The 19,352-nt window shown below is 72.7% G+C and carries 17 protein-coding genes; 16 read left to right on the forward strand and 1 reads right to left on the reverse strand.

What is annotated here, in order from left to right; translation table 11 throughout:
- Together ACZ6ZQ_RS08650 and ACZ6ZQ_RS08655 are read left to right on the forward strand one after the other, a co-directional pair.
- Positions 1-786 (forward strand): 3-oxoacyl-ACP reductase, encoded by a 786-nt coding sequence (locus tag ACZ6ZQ_RS08650; protein WP_469767831.1) that lies wholly within the window; start codon positions 1-3, stop codon positions 784-786.
- A gap of 31 nt (positions 787-817) precedes the next feature.
- Complete coding sequence (locus tag ACZ6ZQ_RS08655; protein WP_469767832.1) at positions 818-1,771, forward strand: DUF2510 domain-containing protein; 954 nt, start codon at positions 818-820, stop codon at positions 1,769-1,771.
- Between the two features lie 90 nt (positions 1,772-1,861).
- Here ACZ6ZQ_RS08655 and ACZ6ZQ_RS08660 read toward each other — a convergent pair whose 3' ends face one another.
- The gene (locus tag ACZ6ZQ_RS08660; protein ID WP_469767833.1) at positions 1,862-3,064 is read right to left on the reverse strand and encodes an amino acid deaminase/aldolase; all 1,203 of its coding nucleotides are present in this window, start codon (positions 3,062-3,064) and stop codon (positions 1,862-1,864) included.
- Positions 3,065-4,153: 1,089 nt separating this feature from the next.
- Here ACZ6ZQ_RS08660 and ACZ6ZQ_RS08665 point away from each other — a divergent pair.
- From ACZ6ZQ_RS08665 to ACZ6ZQ_RS08730, 14 genes are all read left to right on the forward strand, one after another.
- Complete coding sequence (locus ACZ6ZQ_RS08665; RefSeq protein WP_469767834.1) at positions 4,154-4,987, forward strand: hypothetical protein; 834 nt, start codon at positions 4,154-4,156, stop codon at positions 4,985-4,987.
- On the forward strand, positions 4,984-6,180 hold the full coding sequence (mycP, locus tag ACZ6ZQ_RS08670; protein WP_469767835.1) for a type VII secretion-associated serine protease mycosin: 1,197 nt from the start codon (positions 4,984-4,986) through the stop codon (positions 6,178-6,180). The genes ACZ6ZQ_RS08665 and mycP overlap by 4 nt, the downstream gene beginning before the upstream one ends.
- 339 nt (positions 6,181-6,519) lie before the next feature.
- Complete coding sequence (locus tag ACZ6ZQ_RS08675; protein WP_469767836.1) at positions 6,520-7,299, forward strand: SseB family protein; 780 nt, start codon at positions 6,520-6,522, stop codon at positions 7,297-7,299.
- Positions 7,300-7,323: 24 nt separating this feature from the next.
- The gene (locus ACZ6ZQ_RS08680; RefSeq protein ID WP_469767837.1) at positions 7,324-7,701 is read left to right on the forward strand and encodes a DUF1844 domain-containing protein; all 378 of its coding nucleotides are present in this window, start codon (positions 7,324-7,326) and stop codon (positions 7,699-7,701) included.
- 386 nt (positions 7,702-8,087) lie between these two features.
- Entirely contained in the window at positions 8,088-8,759 is a 672-nt protein-coding gene (gene infC, locus ACZ6ZQ_RS08685; RefSeq protein ID WP_453668891.1) for a translation initiation factor IF-3, read from the forward strand.
- 105 nt (positions 8,760-8,864) lie between these two features.
- On the forward strand, positions 8,865-9,059 hold the full coding sequence (rpmI, locus tag ACZ6ZQ_RS08690) for a 50S ribosomal protein L35 (protein WP_168437587.1): 195 nt from the start codon (positions 8,865-8,867) through the stop codon (positions 9,057-9,059).
- 105 nt (positions 9,060-9,164) lie between these two features.
- Complete coding sequence (gene rplT, locus ACZ6ZQ_RS08695) at positions 9,165-9,551, forward strand: 50S ribosomal protein L20 (protein ID WP_066950970.1); 387 nt, start codon at positions 9,165-9,167, stop codon at positions 9,549-9,551.
- Between the two features lie 159 nt (positions 9,552-9,710).
- Positions 9,711-10,559, forward strand: coding sequence for a TrmH family RNA methyltransferase (locus ACZ6ZQ_RS08700; RefSeq protein ID WP_469767838.1), 849 nt, complete (start codon positions 9,711-9,713; stop codon positions 10,557-10,559).
- 96 nt (positions 10,560-10,655) lie between these two features.
- Positions 10,656-11,777, forward strand: coding sequence for a sensor histidine kinase (locus ACZ6ZQ_RS08705; protein ID WP_469767839.1), 1,122 nt, complete (start codon positions 10,656-10,658; stop codon positions 11,775-11,777).
- A 126-nt stretch (positions 11,778-11,903) separates the two neighbouring features.
- Positions 11,904-13,028: a phenylalanine--tRNA ligase subunit alpha gene (gene pheS / locus ACZ6ZQ_RS08710; protein ID WP_469767840.1), complete on the forward strand. Its 1,125-nt coding sequence runs from the start codon at positions 11,904-11,906 to the stop codon at positions 13,026-13,028.
- The gene (gene pheT / locus ACZ6ZQ_RS08715; protein ID WP_469767841.1) at positions 13,028-15,556 is read left to right on the forward strand and encodes a phenylalanine--tRNA ligase subunit beta; all 2,529 of its coding nucleotides are present in this window, start codon (positions 13,028-13,030) and stop codon (positions 15,554-15,556) included. Before pheS ends, pheT begins: the two co-directional genes overlap by 1 nt.
- Before the next feature lie 507 nt (positions 15,557-16,063).
- Entirely contained in the window at positions 16,064-17,122 is a 1,059-nt protein-coding gene (locus ACZ6ZQ_RS08720) for a PP2C family protein-serine/threonine phosphatase (protein WP_469767842.1), read from the forward strand.
- Between the two features lie 266 nt (positions 17,123-17,388).
- A complete protein-coding gene (locus ACZ6ZQ_RS08725) occupies positions 17,389-18,729 on the forward strand; it encodes a transcriptional regulator (RefSeq protein WP_469767843.1) in 1,341 nt (446 codons plus the stop codon).
- 91 nt (positions 18,730-18,820) lie between these two features.
- Entirely contained in the window at positions 18,821-19,351 is a 531-nt protein-coding gene (locus tag ACZ6ZQ_RS08730; RefSeq protein WP_469767844.1) for an NUDIX hydrolase, read from the forward strand.
- Position 19,352 lies beyond the last annotated feature (1 nt).

Below are 19,352 nucleotides of genomic sequence, written 5' to 3' on the forward strand. Positions count from 1 at the left end.
ATGACCGACACCACAGCTGTCTGCCGCCGCCTCGTGGGCCGCACCGCCGTCATCACCGGCGCCGGCAGCGGCATCGGCCTGGCAACCGCGCGCCGCCTCGCCTCCGAGGGAGCGAACGTCGTCTGCGGGGACATCGACGAAGCCGCGGGCAAGGCGGCGGCCGACGAGGTCGGCGGGACCTTCGTGAAGGTCGACGTCACCGACGCCGAGCAGGTCGAGGCGCTGTTCAGGACCGCCTTCGACACCTACGGCAGCGTCGACATCGCCTTCAACAACGCGGGTATCTCGCCCCCCGACGACGACTCGATCCTGGAGACGGGCCTGGATGCCTGGAAGCGGGTCCAGGAAGTCAACCTCACCTCCGTGTACCTGTGCTGCAAGGCGGCCATCCCCTACATGCAGCGGCAGGGCAAGGGCTCCATCATCAACACCGCGTCGTTCGTGGCGCGGATGGGCGCGGCGACCTCTCAGATCTCGTACACGGCGTCCAAGGGCGGTGTGCTGGCCATGTCCCGTGAACTGGGTGTGCAGTTCGCCCGCGAGGGCATCCGGGTCAACGCGCTCTGCCCGGGGCCGGTCAACACCCCGCTGCTCCAGGAGCTGTTCGCCAAGGACCCGGAGCGGGCGGCGCGGCGGCTCGTGCACATCCCCGTGGGCCGCTTCGCCGACGCCGAGGAGATCGCGGCAGCCGTGGCGTTCCTCGCCAGCGACGACTCGTCGTTCGTCAACGCGACGGACTTTCTGGTCGACGGGGGTATTTCGGGTGCGTACGTCACCCCTCTGTAGCCCGTCCGCCGGCCGCCCCTAAGGTTGCCGGATGAGCATGACGACCCCGCCGGGCTGGTACCCGGATCCAGGTACCCCGACCATCGAACGCTGGTGGGACGGCACTGCCTGGACCGGGCACACCCGGGCCCCCGGCACCGTGTCCATGGCCCCCGCACCTGGCCACGGCCACGGAACCGGCAACGGAACCGGCGGCAACGGAACCGGTGGCGACGGAACCGGCGGCGACGGCATCGGCAAGGGCGGGCTCGTCGCGCTCATCACCGCAGGCGCGGTCCTCGTGGGTGCGATCGTCACCGGAGTCGTCGTACTCGGCAAGGACGACGAGGAGACCACCCGGCCGCAGTCCTCGGAGAGCATCGCCGCGCCGCTGCCCTCGGCCACCGGGAACAGCCCGAAGCCCGCCCCGACGGCGCCCTCGGACCCGACCGTTCTCGTCGACCAGCTCAACGGGATCACCCTGCCCCTCCTGGCCGGCTGGGAGAAGTCCGACTCCCACGTCGACACGGCACCGGCCATGGTGACCGCCGAGTCCTACACATGCCCCGGCGACTCCGCCCAGTTCTGCCACCACGGCACGGTCTCCTCCCGTACGGCGACGATCACCAACGTGAAGTCGCCCGAGAAGCTCGCCACCCAGGACGTGGGCATCGCCGCCGACTGGGCGTACGACAACGACCGCGTCGGCAACCGCATCCACGGCGGTATCAAGAGCCATGAGACCGTCGCGTCGAAGTCCGTGGTCGTCGCCGGGCGCACGGGGCATTTCGTGCGCTGGCGGGTGAGGACCGGCGCGGGCCCCGGCGGTTACGTCCAGTCCCTGGTCTTTCCCTCGGCCGTCGGCTCCGAGTCGCTGATCATCGTCCGGTTCGCCTTCGACGCGGGCCCGGACGCCCCGCCGCTCAGTGACATGGACAAGATCATCAAGGGCATTCGCCCGCTCGGTGACGTCTCCGGGGGAGTCGGCTCCACGGTCAGACCGTAGCCGTAGCCGTAGCCGTAGCCGTAGCCGTAGCCGTAGCCGTAGTTGTGGCCGTCGCCGCGCCCTTCAGAGGCCAGAGGCCAGAGCCAGAGATCAGAGGAACGTGCGGCCCTCGCCCCGGTACGTCGCTACGGTCTCCGTCACCCGCTCCCCGTCGATCAGATGCAGCGAGTCGAACCGCTCGCACAGCTCCCCGGCCTTCGCGTGCCGGAACCACACCTTGTCCCCGATGAGCAGGTCGTCCGCCGGGGAGCCCAGCAGCGGGGTCTGCACCTCGCCCGGCCCCTCCTGCGGGTCGTACCGCAGCCCGTGCGGCAGATACGGCACCGGCAGCCGGTCCGGGCCCGCGGCGCCGGACGCCGGGTAGCCGCCGCCGAGCACGGTCACCACACCGACGCCCGGGCGGCGCACCACCGGCTGGGCGAACAGAGCGGCGGGCCGCCCGCTGAACGACGTGTAGTTGTCGAACAGCCTCGGTAGGTAGAGGCCCGATCCGGCCGCGATCTCCGTGACCGCGTCCTCGGCCGCCGTGTGCTGCACGCTGCCCGTGCCACCGCCGTTGACGAACTCCAGGTCCGGCGCCACGGCCCGCACCGCGCGCACCGCGGCCGCGCGGCGCTCCGCCAGTTCCCGGCGGGCCGCGGACTGCATCAGCCGGATCGCCCGCGAGCGCAGAGGGCTCCCCGCCACGGCGTCCCCGACACCCGCCACATGACCCTCGTAGGCCATCAGCCCCACCAGCCGGAAGCCGGGGCGGCGCACGATCGCACGAGCCAGCTCGGCCAGCTGCGCGGGCTCCCGGAGCGGCGAGCGCCGCGCCCCGATCCGGAACCGTCCACCCAGCAGGTGCAGCGCGGTGTCCAGCTCCAGACAGACCCGGATCTCCTCCGTGCCGCCGTCGCGTGCCCGGTCGATCAGCTCCAGCTGCGCGGGGTCGTCGACCATCACCGTCACGGCCCCGGCGAGCTTGGCGTCCCCGGCCAGTTCCGCGAAGCCTGCGCGGTCGGCCGACGGATAGGCGAGGAGTACGTCCTCGAAGCCTGCCCGGGCCAGCCAGATCGACTCGTCCAGCGTGAACGACATGATGCCCTCGAACCCGTCCCTGGCCAGGACCCGCTCCAGCAGCGCACGACAGCGCACGGACTTGCTCGCCACCCGGATCGGCTTGCCACAGGCCCGCCGGACCAGGTCGTCCGCGTTGGCGTCGAACGCCGTGAGATCCACGATGGCGAGTGGTGCGTCGAGATGCGCGGTGGCCCGGTCGTACCGGGTTCGGTCAGCGGCACGGGGAGTCATGGCCCGAGCTTGCCAGAGTGGTCTACCGGAGGGTAGGGGGACGTTCTGCGACAGATCCCCCGGGGCCTGCGGTCCCGTTCCCGTTCGGCGTCCTCAAACCCTTAGAGTGACGCAGACACGGTGACGAACGGGCCTGCCCCGAAAGGCGATCCGGCGGCGATACCAGACCGAGGAAACGGGGGGCGGATGAGCACCGAAGCGCAGCGCCCGCCAGTGCCGCCGCGCCCGCCCCGGATCACGGAAATCCTGCTCCCGCCGGACGGTCCGGTGCCGCCGCCGCCCACGCCCGCCGAGACGACGGCCCGGCTGCGCCCGATCACGGACACCACACCGGCACCGCAGGCCGCGCCCACTGAGCCCGGCTCGCACCCGGCGGACCCGGGCGCATCGCGGCCCGGGGCCGCGGACGCCGCGTCGGACACGGGGGCCGTGCCGGGCCGGTGGGCGTCCGGGAGTGTTCCCGCATCCCGTGGAGCCCAGGTACCGCAAGCGCCCCGAACCCCCCGGATACCGCAAGCACCGCAGCGCGCAGATTCCGCGCCGGACGACATGCCGGGCGACGCACTGGCCGCCATGCCGGACGGCGTGCCGGGCGACGCAGCGGTCCGTCGCCCGGACGGTCCGGCGACCCGGGCCGTGCCTCCGCGCCCGGCCGGCCCGCCACCCACGTCCGCGCCCCCCGCGTCCGCGCCCCCCGCGTCCGCGCCCCCCGCGTCCGCGCCCCCCACGTCCGCGGCGGCCGCGTCCGGTACGGGCGCCGGGCCCCTGCCGCCGGAGGACCCGCCGCGCGCGGCGCAGGGAGTGCCCGGGCAGCGCCCGCACACCCCGGCATCCGGGCGCCTCGCACCGCCGCCGGTGCCCGAGGGCGGCTCGGCGGGACCGGCGCCCCGGGCCGCGGCAGCCATACCTCCGCGCCCGTCGGGTCCGCCGCGCGTCGGGCCGTCGTCCTCGCACCCGGACTCCGCCGCGGAGCCCGCAGCTCCCCTCCCGCCGGAGCGGAGGCCCGGTGCCGGGACAGCAGGCTCCGCCCGGGCCTGGACGCCCCCCGGCGCACAGCCGCCGGGGTTCCCCCGCACGCCGTACCCCGGCGTGCCGCCCCGGCCGTACGTGAACGCCTTCCCCGAGACGCCCACGGAGATCACCACACGCCTGCGGCCGATCCGTACCCGTCACCCCGCGCGTACCGCCGCGGCCGTGGCCTGCGTCGTCCTCGGGCTCGGGCTGATCGGCGGCGCGGTCACCGGGAGTTGGCTCACCGGCGACTCGTCCGCCTCACCGGCGGCCCGTACGGGCTACGCCGACACCCGCACCCTCTGGCACAGCGCCCCTGTCGACAGTCTGTTCCCGCGCACCCTCAAGGGCGAGGGCGCGGGGCCCGGCGGCGCGGACCGGGTCTGGACCCGGACAGCGGTCGCCCCCGACGGCCCGTGCGCGGGCACGCTCGACCCGCTGCTGAGCAAGACGCTTCAGCCGGTGGGCTGCCTGCGCGTGCTCCGGGCGACGTACACCGACGCCACGGCCTCCGCGGTCACCACGGTCGGCATGGTGTTCACGGAGGCGGACCGCTCCTCGATGGCCGCCCTGCGCACCCGGTTCGCCGACGAGGGCCTGGACGAGCGGACCGATCTCATGCCCCGGACCTACGCCGTCCCCGGCACCGTCGCCGCGGGCTTCGGCGACCGGCAGCGGGCCAGCTGGACGGTCAGCGTCCTCACGGACGCACCGGTCGTCGTGTACGCCGTCTCCGGCTTCGCCGACGGGCGTGCGGTCACCGACCCGCAGCCCGCCGCGGAGGCGATGGCCTCCGGCGCTGTCTCCGCCCCTGCCCAGGCGGGCCTCGGCCACGAGGCCAAGGGCATCGCCGACCGCATCGAACGTGCGCTGCGCAAGACAGCCACTCCGGCCCCGGAGCGTCCCGAATGACCGCGCAGCCTTCGCGCGTCCGCCGCACGACGCCCCGGCGGCTGGCCGGTGCCGTCGCCGCGGCCGTCGCGCTCTCGCTCGTCTCGTCCGCGCCCGCGCAGGCCGACGGGATCCGGGCCCGTCAGTGGGCGCTCGACGCCATGCACACCGACGAGGCGTGGCAGACCACCAAGGGCAAGGGCATCACCGTCGCGGTGCTCGACACGGGCGTCGACAGCAGCCACCCCGACCTGACGGGCAGCGTGCTTCCGACCAAGGACCTCATCGGGTTCGGGGCGAAGCGCGGCGACCGGGCCTGGGCCCGGCACGGCACGGCGATGGCCGGGATCATCGCGGGGCACGGGCACGGCCCGGGGCGGGAGGACGGGGTCCTCGGGATCGCGCCGGAGGCGAAGATCCTGCCCATCCGGGTGATCCTCGAAGGCACCGATCCCGCCCGCGCCAAGGCCCGCAGCTCCCGCGGCACCGCCCTCGCCCAGGGCATCCGCTGGGCCGCCGACCACGGTGCCGACGTCATCAACCTCTCCCTCGGCGACGACAGCGAGTCCGCGCACCCCGACGCGAGCGAGGACGCCGCGGTCCAGTACGCCCTCGCCAAGGGCGCCGTCGTGGTCGCGTCGGCAGGCAACGGTGGCGAGAAGGGCGACCACATCTCGTACCCGGCGGCCTACCCCGGCGTCATCGCGGTCGCCGCTGTCGACCGCTTCGGCACCCACGCGTCCTTCTCCACCCGCCGCTGGTACGCCACGGTCAGCGCTCCCGGCGTCGATGTCGTCATCGCCGACCCGGACCGGCGCTACTACGAGGGCTGGGGTACGAGTGCGGCATCGGCGTTCGTCTCCGGCGCCGTCGCGCTCGTACGCGCCGCGCACCCCGCCCTCACCCCCGACCGGATCAAGCGGCTTCTCGCGGACACCGCGCGCGGCGGCCCGAAGAGCGGACGCGACGACGCCAAGGGGTACGGCATCGTCGACCCGGCCGCTGCGATCGAAGAGGGCGGCGAGCCGGTCCCGGCGGACGCGAAGGCCGCGTCGGCCCCCGGCTATCGCGCGCGGTACTTCGGCAGCGGCCCGGCCGCCACGGACACCGGCGACGGCCCGGGCGGCTGGCTCGCCCCCGTCACCGGCGGCCTAGGCGCCCTCCTGCTGGCCGCGGCGGTCGTCCTCTGGCGCGGCGACCGCCGCCGGACCTGACGGCGCGGGCGGCTCACAGCCTCCCCGCCGCCGCGCGTGCCTCCGCCCCCACGCGCGCGATCCCGGCGGCCAGTGTCGGGTGCCCGTCGGAGAGCACCGCGAGGAGCAGTCCTCCGGCCCTCCCCACCGAGTGGACCGCCCACAGCCCGGTGTCCCGCTCCGGCAGCCGGCCGTTCTTCAGTGCCAGGTTCCCGCCAGTGCCCCGGCACGACCCGGCCCATCAGCCGCTCGATGTACGGGCAGGCGCCGCCGAACACCGCGCGCAGCTCCGACCGGTCTGCGGATCGCGCACGGCGACCGTGACACAGGCACTCGTACCGGGGAGGTTAGGCTCGTCGCGTGGCGCTCAAGAACATTCCCGACTCCGGTTTCTCCGACGACGACGGCACCGCCGACCCGGCCCTGGAAGCGGCCCTCGCCGCCTGGGCCGAGGACAGGACCGCCGAGCAGCCGGTGCTCGAAGCGCTCAGGAGCGCCCGGCTTCTCGTTCCCGTCGTCGCCGTGCTCGGTGAGGTCGAGGAGGACGATGAGAGGGGCCGCGCAGCGTCGGACAAGGGCGGTGGTGGGAGACGGGTGCGCGGGCTCAGGCGCGAGAAGACGAGCGACATGGCCGTGCCCACGCTGACCGCCGGGGACCGGCGGGCTCTCCCGGCCTTCACGTCGATCGCGGCGCTGGCCCTGTGGGACCCACAGGCCCGGCCCGTCGCCGTACCGCTGCACCAGGCGCTCCAAGCCGCCGCCCATGAGAAGGCGGACACCCTGGTCCTGGATGTGGCGGGCCCGGTGCCGTACCAGCTGACCGGCCGGGCGCTGCTCGCGCTCGCCGAGGGCAGGACGAACACCGACCCGCTGGCCGACCCGGCCGTCACGGACGCGGTACGGGCCGTGCTCGCCGCCGAGCCCGCGGTGCTCCGCGCCCACCTCGGCCGCGGCACCGCCGACGGCACCCTCGCCCTGGTCCTCGCCGCGGACGCGGTGCCCGGCGAGGCGGCCCAGCGCGTCGCCCGCGCGCTCGCGGCGGACGAGACGCTGAGGGCGCGCCTGGTGAGGGGACTCGACCTGGCGCTGCTGCCGACCGGGGCCATGCCTCCCGGTGAGCCCCTGTACGTACGGCCGTAGGGGCCACCGCATATCGTGTGCTCCATGAGTGACGCGACCCCCACCCCTGCCACCCCCGGCGATGTGTCTCCCGACTTCGACGCCATGACCCGCGACATCGCGGAGGTCCCCGCCGTCGAGGTGATCGTCACGGTCGCGGTGAACCTGATGAGCGCCGCCGCGGTGAAGCTCGGTCTCACCGAGGACGGCGAGAAGCACAAGGACCTGGACGAGGCCCGCAAGCTGGTGCACGCGCTGGCCGGGCTGCTCGACGCCGGCGCCACGGAGATCAGCTCCTTCCACGCGGCGCCGTTGCGCGACGGGCTGAAGTCGCTGCAGCTGGCGTTCCGCGAGGCGTCGATCGTGCCCGACGAGCCGGGCCAGGGTCCGGGCGAGAAGTACACGGGCCCGGTCTTCGGCTGAGCCCGGGCGGGCCGCGGCCCGCGGCCCGAGCGCGGTGGGCCGCAGCGCGGCGGACCGTGAGGCCCACGCGCCCGCGAGGCCCACGCCACCGGTACCGCCTCGGTTCGCCCCTTCCGCCCGGAGCTGCTAACCTTGTGTAACGACCGGTCGGACACGCATGTGCCCGACCCACAAGTGGAGGCTCCGATCTCCCACCTGGCCGCTCTCACGGGCGGCGGGTCACCGGTCAGGCGGCGCCCATCGTTCCGTACGGACGATGGAGCCGTCCGAACAGCGCCCCGCGGTTGACCGCGGCGGTGTTCCGGTATTCCGCGGAGCCCCGCCTGTGTCCCGTCCGGGGCATTTTTCATGTACCGGCGCGGTTGGTCCAAGGAAACAGACGTTGCGTGGCTGTCCGCCAGACGGCCGCGTGGTGCTACCGAGGAGGATCCATCAGCACCGAGCCCCGCATCAACGACCGGATTCGCGTTCCCGAGGTGCGACTTGTCGGTCCCAGCGGCGAGCAGGTCGGGATTGTTCCGCTTGCCAAGGCCCTGGAACTCGCGCAGGAGTACGACCTGGACTTGGTCGAGGTCGCGGCTTCGGCCCGGCCGCCGGTCTGCAAGCTCATGGACTACGGCAAGTTCAAGTACGAGTCGGCCATGAAGGCCCGTGAGGCGCGCAAGAACCAGGCGCACACGGTCATCAAGGAAATGAAGCTCCGGCCGAAGATCGACCCGCACGACTATGACACCAAGAAGGGTCACGTCGTCCGGTTCCTCAAGCAGGGCGACAAGGTCAAGATCACGATCATGTTCCGTGGTCGCGAGCAGTCCCGGCCGGAGCTCGGCTACCGGCTGCTGCAGCGGCTCGCGGAGGACGTCCAGGACCTCGGTTTCGTCGAGTCGAACCCGAAGCAGGACGGCCGCAACATGATCATGGTTCTCGGTCCGCACAAGAAGAAGACCGAGGCGATGGCCGAGGCCCGCGAGGCGCAGGCCGCCCGCAAGGCGGAGCGCCAGGGCCAGTCCGCCCAGGCGGCGGACTCCGCCGAGGAGCCCGCCGAGGCCGAGGCCTGATTTCCAGGACAACCGTCCCGGACATCAACCCATACATCTGACGCTTTCGCCTGCCGGTTTACGGACCGGCGACGGAAGCGCCACTGACGAGGAGAGAACGGCGCGATGCCGAAGAACAAGACGCACAGCGGTGCCAAGAAGCGCTTCAAGATCACCGGCTCCGGCAAGGTGCTCCGTGAGCGCGCCGGCAAGCGCCACCTGCTCGAGCGCAAGTCGTCCAAGCTGACGCGTCGCCTCACCGGCAACGCCGAGATGGCCCCGGGTGACTCCGCCAAGATCAAGAAGATGCTGGGCATCTGATTGATTTCGTGCCCCCGGGAGACGGGGGCGCCCGGGCAAGACCGGGACCAATTCGTTTCCGGGCCGTGTGAGGACAACCACGGCCCCGCTACAAGGAGTTAACAAGTGGCACGCGTCAAGCGGGCAGTCAACGCCCACAAGAAGCGCCGGGCGATCCTCGAGCAGGCCAGCGGTTACCGCGGTCAGCGTTCGCGCCTGTACCGCAAGGCCAAGGAGCAGGTCACCCACTCCCTGGTCTACAACTACAACGACCGCAAGAAGCGCAAGGGCGACTTCCGTCAGCTGTGGATCCAGCGCATCAACGCCGCTGCCCGCGCCAACGGCATCACCTACAACCGCTTCATCCAGGGTCTGAAGGCCGCCAACGTCGAGGTGGACCGCAAGATCCTCGCCGAGCTCGCGGTGAACGACGCGGGCGCCTTCGCCGCCCTCGTCGAGGTCGCCCAGAAGGCGCTCCCGAGCGACGTGAACGCCCCGAAGGCCGCGGCCTGACGGTCGCGTCCAGCCGGACAGCCCCGGACCCGCAGGCCCCTGGCCTGCGGGTCCGCGTGCGTCCTGCCCAGGTACCGCCCGCCTTCGGAGCCCGACCCGAAGGGCGAGCCGAGTCGACACCGTGCGCCTCGCGCGCAGCAAGAGAAGTGAGTGCACCTCATGCGCACCCCCGAGCTGATCTCCCCGCGGTCTCCGCGTGTCGTCGCCGCGCGGCGGCTCGCCAAGCGGAACTTCCGCTCCAAGGACCGGCGGTTCATCGCCGAGGGGCCGCAGGCCGTGCGGGAGGCCGTGGAGCACCGGGGCGACGACGGCGAGCCCACGCTGCTCGAACTCTTCACCACCGTCGAGGCCGCCGAGCGGTACGCGGACATCGTGGAGGCCGCCCGTGCCACGGGAGCCCGGATCCACTACGCCCCCGACGCCGTGCTGGCCGAGGTCTCCCAGACCGTGACGCCGCAGGGGCTCGTCGGGGTCTGCCGGTTCCTCGACTCGCCGTTCGAGGACATCCTCGCCGCCCGGCCCAGGCTCGTGGCCGTCCTCGCGCACGTACGCGACCCCGGGAACGCGGGCACGGTGCTGCGCTGTGCCGACGCCGCGGGCGCCGACGCCGTCGTGCTCACCGACGCCTCCGTGGACCTCTACAACCCGAAGTCGGTCCGGGCGTCGGTCGGTTCGCTGTTCCATCTCCCCGTCGCCGTCGGCGTACCCGTCGAGCAGGCCGTCAGCGGGCTGAAGGGCGCCGGGGTACGGATCCTCGCCGCGGACGGGGCCGGTGAGGACGACCTGGACGCCGAGCTCGACGCGGGCACCATGGGCGGACCGACGGCGTGGATCTTCGGCAACGAGGCCTGGGGGCTGCCCGAGGAGACCCGCGCGCTCGCGGACGCGGTCGTGCGGGTGCCCATCCACGGCAAGGCCGAGAGCCTCAATCTGGCGACGGCCGCGGCCGTGTGCCTCTACGCCTCCGCGCGCGCCCAGCGCACCCCTGGCGGCTGCCGAGCGGTGTGACCCCCGGCCCGCGCAGGGTGTCGCTGTGTGACCGACGACTAGTAGGGTGACCAATTCGGGGACCCACTGCACTGGTTCGAGAGGTGGGGTACGGGGATGGCTGTCGGCACAAGTAGACCGTCGGAGGCGCACATCGCCTTCGCGGGTCCCTCCATGGACGTCGCAGGCCTGGGCATCGACCCCGACGACCTTCCCGACGGTCTCGTCGTCGCCGACGAGACCGGCCGGGTGATCTGCTTCAACGCCGCGGCCGAGCGCATCACCGCGACCCCCGTCGCCGACGCCCTCGGCCGGCCGCTGGAGCACGCGCTGCCCCTGGAGGACCTCAAGGGCCGCCGCTGGTGGACCCTGACCGACCCGTACGGCGGCCTCGCCACGCGCATCGGCCAGCCGGAGCGGAATCTGCTGCTCCCCGGCGGCCGCGAGGTCCTCGTCTCCGTCCGCTACGTACGCGAAGCGTCCACGGGCCCCGTCCGCCGCGTCGTGGTCAGCCTGCGCGGCACCGAGGCGAGGCGCCGCACCGAGCGCAGCCACGCCGAGCTGATCGCCACCGTCGCCCATGAGCTGCGCTCACCACTGACCTCCGTCAAGGGCTTCACGGCCACCCTCCTCGCCAAATGGGAGCGATTCACCGACGACCAGAAGCGGCTCATGCTGGAGACCGTCGACGCCGACGCCAACCGTGTCACGCGGCTCATCGCCGAGCTCCTCGACATCTCCCGTATCGACTCCGGCCGTCTCGAGGTGCGCCGCCAGCCCGTCGACATCGCGGCCGCCGTCGGCCGGCACATCCAGGCGCACACCGCCCGGGGCCAGTCCCCGGACCGCTTCTTCGTCCGTATCCACCGCCGGCTCCCCGATCTGTGGGCCGACCCCGACAAGATCGACCAGGTCCTCGGCAACCTGCTCGAAAATGCGGTGCGCCACGGCGAGGGAACGGTCACCATCGAGGTGTCACCAGCGCCCGGCAAGAACGACGAGAAGGGAACGGCCGTCACCGTGAGCGACGAAGGCCCCGGCATCCCCGAGGAGTCGATGGGCCGTGTCTTCACCCGCTTCTGGCGGGGAAGCAAGCGCGGAGGCACCGGTCTCGGCCTGTACATCGTCAAAGGCATCGTCGAGGCGCACGGTGGGACGATCACCGTCGGCCGCGGCCCCGGCGGCGGCGCGGAATTCCGATTTACGTTGCCCGTGGCCGCTCCCGCCTATCTCAGCTGATAGGCACCCCGGCAGCCCACGGGCTCATTCGCGTACCTTCACCCCGCTAGACTCGACCTTTGGCACCTTTGCGTCCTCGGTCGTCGAGCGGGGGCTCCAGCCACCCCATCGGAAGCACGGGAAGAGATGTCGGCACCCAATAAGTCGTACGACCCTGTCGAGGTCGAGGCACTGAAACCGGAAGAGATCGAGCGCATGCGGGACGAGGCGCTCGCCGCCTTCGCCGCCGCCGGCGACCTCGAAGCGCTCCACGAGGCGAAGATCGCGCAGACCGGCCCCACCTCGCCGCTCGCGCTCGCCAACCGGGAGATCGGCGCCCTGCCGCCGCACGCCAAGGCCGACGCCGGCAAGCGTGTGGGCCAGGCCCGCGGTGCCGTCAACAAGGCCCTGGCCACCCGCCAGGCCGAGCTGGAGGCGGAGCGTGACGCCCGGGTGCTGGTCGAGGAGGCCGTGGATGTCACGCTGCCCCACGACCGCGTACCGGCCGGCGCCCGCCACCCCCTGACCACGCTCTCGGAGCGCATCGAGGACATCTTCGTGGCCATGGGCTACGAGGTGGCCGAAGGCCCCGAGGTCGAGACCGAATGGCTGAACTTCGACGCGCTGAACATCGCGGCGGACCACCCCGCCCGCGGCGAGCACGACACGTTCTTCGTGCGGGGCGCGGACGGGAACGGCAATTCGGGCGTCGTCATGCGCACCCACACCTCGCCGGTGCAGGTCCGCTCGATGCTGGACCGCGAGCCGCCGCTGTACGTGATCTGCCCCGGCCGCGTGTACCGCACGGACGATCTGGACGCCACGCACACCCCGGTCTTCCACCAGGTCGAGTTGCTCGCCGTCGACGAGGGCCTCACCATGGCCGACCTCAAGGGCACCCTGGACCACATGGTCCGGGCGCTCTTCGGCGGCGAGGGCATGAAGACCCGGCTCCGGCCGAACTTCTTCCCGTTCACCGAGCCGTCCGCCGAGATGGACATGGTCTGTTACGTGTGCCGCGGCGAGTCGGTCGGCAACCCGGACCGGCCGTGCCGCACCTGCTCCAGCGAGGGCTGGATCGAGCTCGGCGGCTGCGGGATGGTCAACCCGAAGGTGCTCGTCGCCTGCGGTGTCGACCCGGAGAAGTACAGCGGATTCGCCTTCGGGTTCGGCATCGAGCGGATGCTGATGTTCCGCCACAACGTCGAAGACATGCGAGACATGGTCGAGGGTGACATCCGGTTCACCCGGCCGTTCGGGATGGAGATCTGATGCGGATCCCGCTTTCTTGGCTGCGGGAGTACGTCGACCTGCCGGTGACGGAGACCGGCCGTGACGTACAGACCAAGCTCATCGCGGCCGGCCTCGAGGTCGAGACCGTCGAGCAGCTCGGCGCCGGGCTCAAGGGCCCCCTCGTCGTTGGCCAGGTGCTCACCATCGAGGAGCTGACCGAGTTCAAGAAGCCCATCCGCTTCTGCACCGTCGACGTCGGCCAGGCCAACGGGACGGGCGAGCCGCAGGAGATCATCTGCGGCGCCCGGAACTTCGCGGTCGGCGACAAGGTCGTCGTCGCGCTGCCCGGCGCGGTCCTGCCCGGCGACTTCCAGATCGCCGAGCGCAAGACGTACGGCCGGGTGTCCCGCGGCATGATCTGCTCCGGCGACGAGCTGGGTATGGGCGATGACGGCTCGCACGGCATCATCGTGCTGCCGCCGCAGCACGAGGTCGGCATCGACGCCACCGAGCTGCTGGAGCTGTTCGACGAGGTCCTCGACATCGCCGTCACGCCCGACCGCGGCTACTGCCTGTCGCTGCGCGGCGTCGCCCGTGAGGCCGCCATCGCGTACGGTCTGCCGCTGCGCGACCCGGCGCTGCTCGACGTCCCCGCACCGAACTCGTTCGGCTACGAAGTGCAGATCGCGGACCCGATCGGCTGCGACCGCTTCACCGCGCGCACCGTCGTCGGCCTCGACCCGGAGGCCCGCTCCCCGATCTGGCTGCAGCGCCGCCTCCAGAAGGCCGGCATGCGCCCGATCTCGCTCGCCGTCGACATCACCAACTACGTGATGCTGGAGCTCGGCCAGCCGCTGCACGCGTACGACCGCACCCGCCTCGACGGGCCGATCGGTGTGCGCCGCGCTGAGCAGGGCGAGAAGCTGATCACCCTCGACGGCACCAAGCGCGTCCTGGACGCCGAGGACCTGGTCATCACCGACAACCGCGGGCCGATCGGCCTCGCGGGTGTCATGGGCGGAGCCAACACGGAGATCGCCGACTCCGAGACCGACCCGGAGACCGGCGAAGTCCGCGGCACCACCGAAGTCGTCATCGAGGCCGCGCACTTCGACACCGTCTCCATCGCCCGCACCGCGCGCCGCCACAAGCTGTCCTCCGAGGCGTCCAAGCGCTTCGAGCGGGGCGTCGACCCGCAGGCCGCCGCCGCTGCCGCGCAGCGCACGGTCGACCTGCTGGTGCTGCTCGCGGGCGGCACCGCCGAGGCCGGCGTCACCGAGATCATCGCGCCGTCCGCGCCGCGTACGGTCACGATGCGGGCCGACCACCCCGACCGTGTCGCCGGTGTCGGCTACGGCCGCGAGACCGTCGTCCGCCGCCTCCAGGAGGTCGGCTGCGACGTCTACGGCCAGGACGAGCTCGTCGTCACCGTCCCGTCGTGGCGCCCCGACCTGCACGCGCCGAACGACCTCGCGGAAGAGGTCATCCGGCTGGAGGGCTACGAGAACCTGCCCTCCACGCTGCCGACCCCGCCGTCCGGCCGCGGGCTCACCGCCCGCCAGCGGCTGCACCGGCGCACCGGCCGTGCGCTGGCCGGAGCCGGCTTCGTCGAGGCGCTGAACTACCCGTTCATCGGCGAGGGCGTCCTCGACCAGCTCGGCCTGGAGGCCGACGACCCGCGGCGCGCCGTCGTCACGCTGGTCAACCCGATCTCCGACGAGGAGCCGGCGCTGCGCACCACGCTGCTGCCCGGTCTGCTCGCCGCGCTGCGGCGCAACGTGGGCCGCGGCTCTGGCGACCTGGCCCTCTTCGAGACGGGTCTGGTCTTCCGGCCGACCGGTGAGGAGACGGTCCCGGGCGTGCTGCCCGTCGACCGCCGTCCCACCGACGAGGAGATCGCCGCGCTGAACGCGGCGCTGCCGCGTCAGCCGCGCCGCGCGGCCACCGTTCTGGCGGGCGCCCGCGAGCAGGCCGGCTGGTGGGGCGCCGGACGCCCGGCCGACTGGGCCGACGCCGTCGAGTCCGCCCGTACGGTCGCCCGCGAGGCGGGCGTCGAACTCACCCTCCGCTCCGACCAGCACGCGCCGTGGCACCCGGGCCGCTGCGCCGCGCTGTACGCCACCGTGAACGGTGAGGAGACCCTCGTCGGCCACGCGGGCGAGCTGCACCCGCGCGTCATCAAGGCGCTCGGACTGCCGGAGCGCACCTGCGCGATGGAGGTCGAGCTGGACCTGCTGGAGCAGGCCGGCGCGGGTGCCCTCCAGGCGCCGCGGATCTCCACGTTCCCGGTGGCCACGCAGGACGTCGCGCTGGTCGTCTCCTCCGACGTTCCCGCCGCGGACGTCGAGAAGGTGCTGCGCGAGGGGGCCGGTGAACTGCTGGAGTCCATCCGGCTGTTCGACGTCTTCACCGGCGAGCAGATCGGCGCGGGCAAGAAGTCGCTCGCGTACGCGCTGCGGTTCCGCGCCGCGGACCGCACGCTGACCGTCGAGGAGGCCTCGGCCGCCCGCGACGCCGCGATCGCGCTTGCCGCCGAGCGCACGGGAGCGGTGCTGCGCGGGGCGTGAGCCTGCGGCCCCGGCGAGATCGAGGCAAGGGGGCGTACCCGGAACTGTTCCGTGTTCCGGGTACGCCCCCTTCGCCATATCGGCGCGGGTTCCGCTCCTTCACCCCCGTCTCACTCATTCGAGTGAGAAGTACGGATGACCTTCCCTGACATGCCCGGACGATCGAAAGAATCGTCCCGGCCGTAGGGGTCGGCCTGCGCGCCGGACGTGCCTAGGCCCTGTCCGGGCGATCTTGTCGGGCCCGCGACGCCGGGTACGGCGCCTCGCTGCGTTGTCGGAGTTGCCCAAGTACGCCCAGTACGAGGGCGCTCTCCCCCAGCTACCGCTGGGAGGTGCCCCCACCGCCTTGCGATGGACCGCATCTGACGCCGCGGTCTGTTCCTCGAAGATCGCCCGGACAGGACCTGAGAGGGGGCCAGCGGCATGACGCGAGACAGGCCACGAGTGCACATCTCCACGCGGCTGCACCGGCAGGTTGCCGCGGCGCGAGCCGTCTGGAGGCGTCGGATGCCGCGGGCGCCCGCGCGGGCGCGGCGCGTGATGCCGTTCGTGCTGCCGGGTGCGTGGGGCGCCGCAGCCACCGTGTGGCGCCTGGCGTGCCCGATCTCGCAGCAGGACGGGATGGGGGCGCGCATCGCCACCAGCGCCGTGTTCCTCGCCGTCGGCGGCGGGCTGTTGTACGGGGTGTGGCGCGGCCCCGCCCGGGAGCTGAAGCGGGTGCGCAAGATCGCCCGCGCCGCCCAGGAGGTGCTGCTCCGTCCGCTTCCGGCGCGGCTCGACGGGCTCGCCGTCGCCGCCGGACAGCTGTCCGCCTACCGCGGCGCGGCGGTCGGCGGCGATCTGTACGAGGCGGTGGCCACCCCGTACGGAGTCCGGGTCGTCATCGGTGACGTACGCGGTCATGGCCTCGCCGCCGTCGGGGCGGCCGCCGCGGTGCTCGGCAGTTTCCGGGAGGCCGCGCACGACGAACCACGGCTCTGCGGCGTACTGGGCCGGCTGGACCGGGCCCTGCAGCGGCATCTGCGGGAGCGGGCACGGGACGAGCACCCCGCGGCAGGCGGGCCGGAGCCCGACTCCCCGTCGGCCGAGGAGTTCGTGACCGTACTGCTGCTGGAGATCCGGCCCGACGGCGCGATGCTCGCCGTCAACTGCGGCCATCCGTGGCCGTACCGGCTCCGGCGCGGGGCCAGCCGCCAACTGGCCCCCGGGCCGCCGCTGCCGCCACTGGGGCTCTTTCCGCTGCCGGAGGGCATCCCCGTCCACCGCTGTGCGCCCCTGCTGCCGGGGGAGGCGCTGTTCCTGCACACGGACGGGGCCGAGGACGCGCGCGATGCCGACGGGAGGTTCTTCGGGCTGGAGGAGGTGCTCGCGGAGACCGCCCTCGGCCCGCCCGCCCCGCCCGCCGCGCTGATCCACCGGGTGCACACGGCGCTGCTGCGCCACACGCGCGGCCGGCTCACCGACGATGTGGCGCTGATGGTGCTCCGTAACGACGGGCTGCGGGTCCCGGCGCAGTCCGCAGAACCAGGGCTGCGCCGTTCCCGCCCGGAACCCTCCAATCGATAGAGAGGTGAGGGCCTTTCGCGGCCGGTGCCGCCCGCCCTGCCGCGGAGTGTCGGGCAGATCAGCAGGACGGACGGCGGGGGGTGCGGGCCGCCGTACTGTACGAGGGGGAGCCCGGCGGCCCGGCCGCCTCTGTGAGAGGCATTTCAGTCAACCGGGGCACAGGGCACGGCGGCAGAGCGTGTGAGGCACGGATACGGGCACTTGGTTCACACCCCGTGCGAATCGGGCTCCACTAGTCTGGGCCCACCGAGCCAACGGAGGGGCACATGCAGCCCAATACTCTGCTCGACGCCCTGCTCGACGAGGCGGGCATCTCCCACGCGGGCCTCGCCGCCCACGTCAACCAGGCGGGCCGGATGAGAGGCCTGGCACTCCGGTACGAACACACGGCCGTGGCACGCTGGTTGAAGGGCCAGCGACCGCGAGGACAGGTGCCCGACCTGATCTGCGAGGTGCTCGCGGTCCGGCTGCACCGCGCGATCACCCTCGACGACATCGGTCTGGGACTGCCGGGGGAGACCGCCGTTCCGCATGGCTCGCCGCTCTCCGGCTTCGTGGAGCGTGCCACTGCGCTGTGGCGCTCCGACGAGCAGCAACGCCCGCACATCATCGGCGCACCGGCGGTCACGGGCACGCCCGCGGTGATGCCCGTGTGGGAGTGGGAGAACCCGCCGGAGGACACGGACGTCTCGCGCAGTGGCCAGACCCGGGTCAGCATGGCCGACATCAAGATGCTGCGGGCGGCCCGCGCACACTACGAGCTGATGTACCGGAAGGCCGGCGGTATCGCCACCCGCTCCCGGATCGTCGGCTTCCTCAACACCGAGACGGCTCCGCTGCTGCGGGGCGCCTACAGCGACGCCCTCGGCCGCCAGCTGCACCGTGCGACGGGCGGACTGGTGGCCGTCGCGGGCATCTGTGCGTACGACTCCGACGCGCACGGACTGGCCCAGCGCTACTTCCATCAGGCGCTGCGGCTGGCGAAGGCGAGCGGGGACCGGGGCCTTGGCGCGTACGTCATCGCGCTGCTGGTCAACCAGTCGCTGTTCATGGGGGAGTACCGGCAGGCCGTGGCGTTCGCGGAGGCGGCGCTGCGGGCCGCCGGGCGGCAGATCACCCCGGCGCTGGCCGCCGATCTGTACGCGATGCAGGCGAAGGCGTACGCCCAGCTCGGCGACGGCAGCAGCGCGCTCGGCTGCATCCGGCGTGCCGAGGCCGAGGCGGAGCGGATCCGCCCCGGACACGAGCCGGACGAGACGGGCTACGTACAGCCGGGGCTGGTGAACGTCCAGGTCGCGGAGGCACTGCTCAGCCTGGGAGATCTGACGGCGGCCCGCGCGCACGCCGCGGCGGCCGCGGCGACCCCGGCGCACGACCGGGGCCGGGTCCACCGGCTGGCCATGCTCAGCCAGATCGAGCTCCGTCAGGGCGAGGCCGACCGGGCCGCGCGGACGGCGACGGAGATGGCCGAGCGCGCCAGGGGGATGGAGTCCCAGCGCCTCAGAGACCGGCTGCGGTCGGTGCGTGAGCATCTGGTGACGAGCGGATGCACGCATGCGGAGGAGGCGGCCGAACTCATCGACGGGGACCTGCGCGTTCCCCTGTGACCGTTCTCCTGTGAGCCCCCGTGCGGGCGTTCCCCTCTGAGCGCGCTCCTGCTGCGATATTGCCATCTACTTGTCGGAAGGTGGCAGAACTGTGCAGTGGACGAAATTAAGCGAGCAAACTGTCTATGAAAACCCCTGGTTCAGGGTCAATCTCGCCGACGTGGAGCTGCCGGACGGCCGGCACCTCGACCACTTCCTGATACGGCTCCGCCCGGTCGCCGTCGCGACCGCCGTCAACCAGGCCAACGAGGTGCTGATGCTGTGGCGGCACCGCTTCATCACCGACAGCTGGGGCTGGGAGCTCGCCGCGGGAGTCGTCGAGGACGGCGAGGACGTCGCGTCCGCCGCGGCCCGTGAGATGGAGGAGGAGACCGGCTGGCGGCCGGGCCCCCTCCAGCACCTGCTGACGGTCGAGCCGTCCAACGGGCTCACCGACTCCCGGCACCATCTCTACTGGTCGGAGGAGGCCACGTACACCGGGCCCCCCGAGGACGACTTCGAGTCCTCGCGCCGCGAGTGGATTCCGCTCAAGCTGGTCCCGGACATGATCGCCCGCGGCGAGGTCCCGGCCGCCAACATGGCGGCCGGGCTGCTGATGCTGCACCATCTGCGGCTGGGCTGAG

This window comes from Streptomyces sp. NPDC053673 (genome assembly GCF_055585225.1).

Bases quoted from the DNA above. Each gene is read 5' to 3' on its own strand.
- ACZ6ZQ_RS08650 (WP_469767831.1), top strand. From the start codon at position 1: ATGACCGACACCACAGCTGTCTGCCGCCGCCTCGTGGGCCGCACCGCC.
- ACZ6ZQ_RS08655 (WP_469767832.1), top strand. From the start codon at position 818: ATGAGCATGACGACCCCGCCGGGCTGGTACCCGGATCCAGGTACCCCG.
- ACZ6ZQ_RS08660 (WP_469767833.1), bottom strand. From the start codon at position 3,064: ATGACTCCCCGTGCCGCTGACCGAACCCGGTACGACCGGGCCACCGCG.
- mycP (WP_469767835.1), top strand. From the start codon at position 4,984: ATGACCGCGCAGCCTTCGCGCGTCCGCCGCACGACGCCCCGGCGGCTG.
- ACZ6ZQ_RS08680 (WP_469767837.1), top strand. From the start codon at position 7,324: ATGAGTGACGCGACCCCCACCCCTGCCACCCCCGGCGATGTGTCTCCC.
- rpmI (WP_168437587.1), top strand. From the start codon at position 8,865: ATGCCGAAGAACAAGACGCACAGCGGTGCCAAGAAGCGCTTCAAGATC.
- ACZ6ZQ_RS08700 (WP_469767838.1), top strand. From the start codon at position 9,711: ATGCGCACCCCCGAGCTGATCTCCCCGCGGTCTCCGCGTGTCGTCGCC.
- ACZ6ZQ_RS08705 (WP_469767839.1), top strand. From the start codon at position 10,656: ATGGCTGTCGGCACAAGTAGACCGTCGGAGGCGCACATCGCCTTCGCG.
- pheS (WP_469767840.1), top strand. From the start codon at position 11,904: ATGTCGGCACCCAATAAGTCGTACGACCCTGTCGAGGTCGAGGCACTG.
- pheT (WP_469767841.1), top strand. From the start codon at position 13,028: ATGCGGATCCCGCTTTCTTGGCTGCGGGAGTACGTCGACCTGCCGGTG.
- ACZ6ZQ_RS08720 (WP_469767842.1), top strand. From the start codon at position 16,064: ATGCCGCGGGCGCCCGCGCGGGCGCGGCGCGTGATGCCGTTCGTGCTG.
- ACZ6ZQ_RS08725 (WP_469767843.1), top strand. From the start codon at position 17,389: ATGCAGCCCAATACTCTGCTCGACGCCCTGCTCGACGAGGCGGGCATC.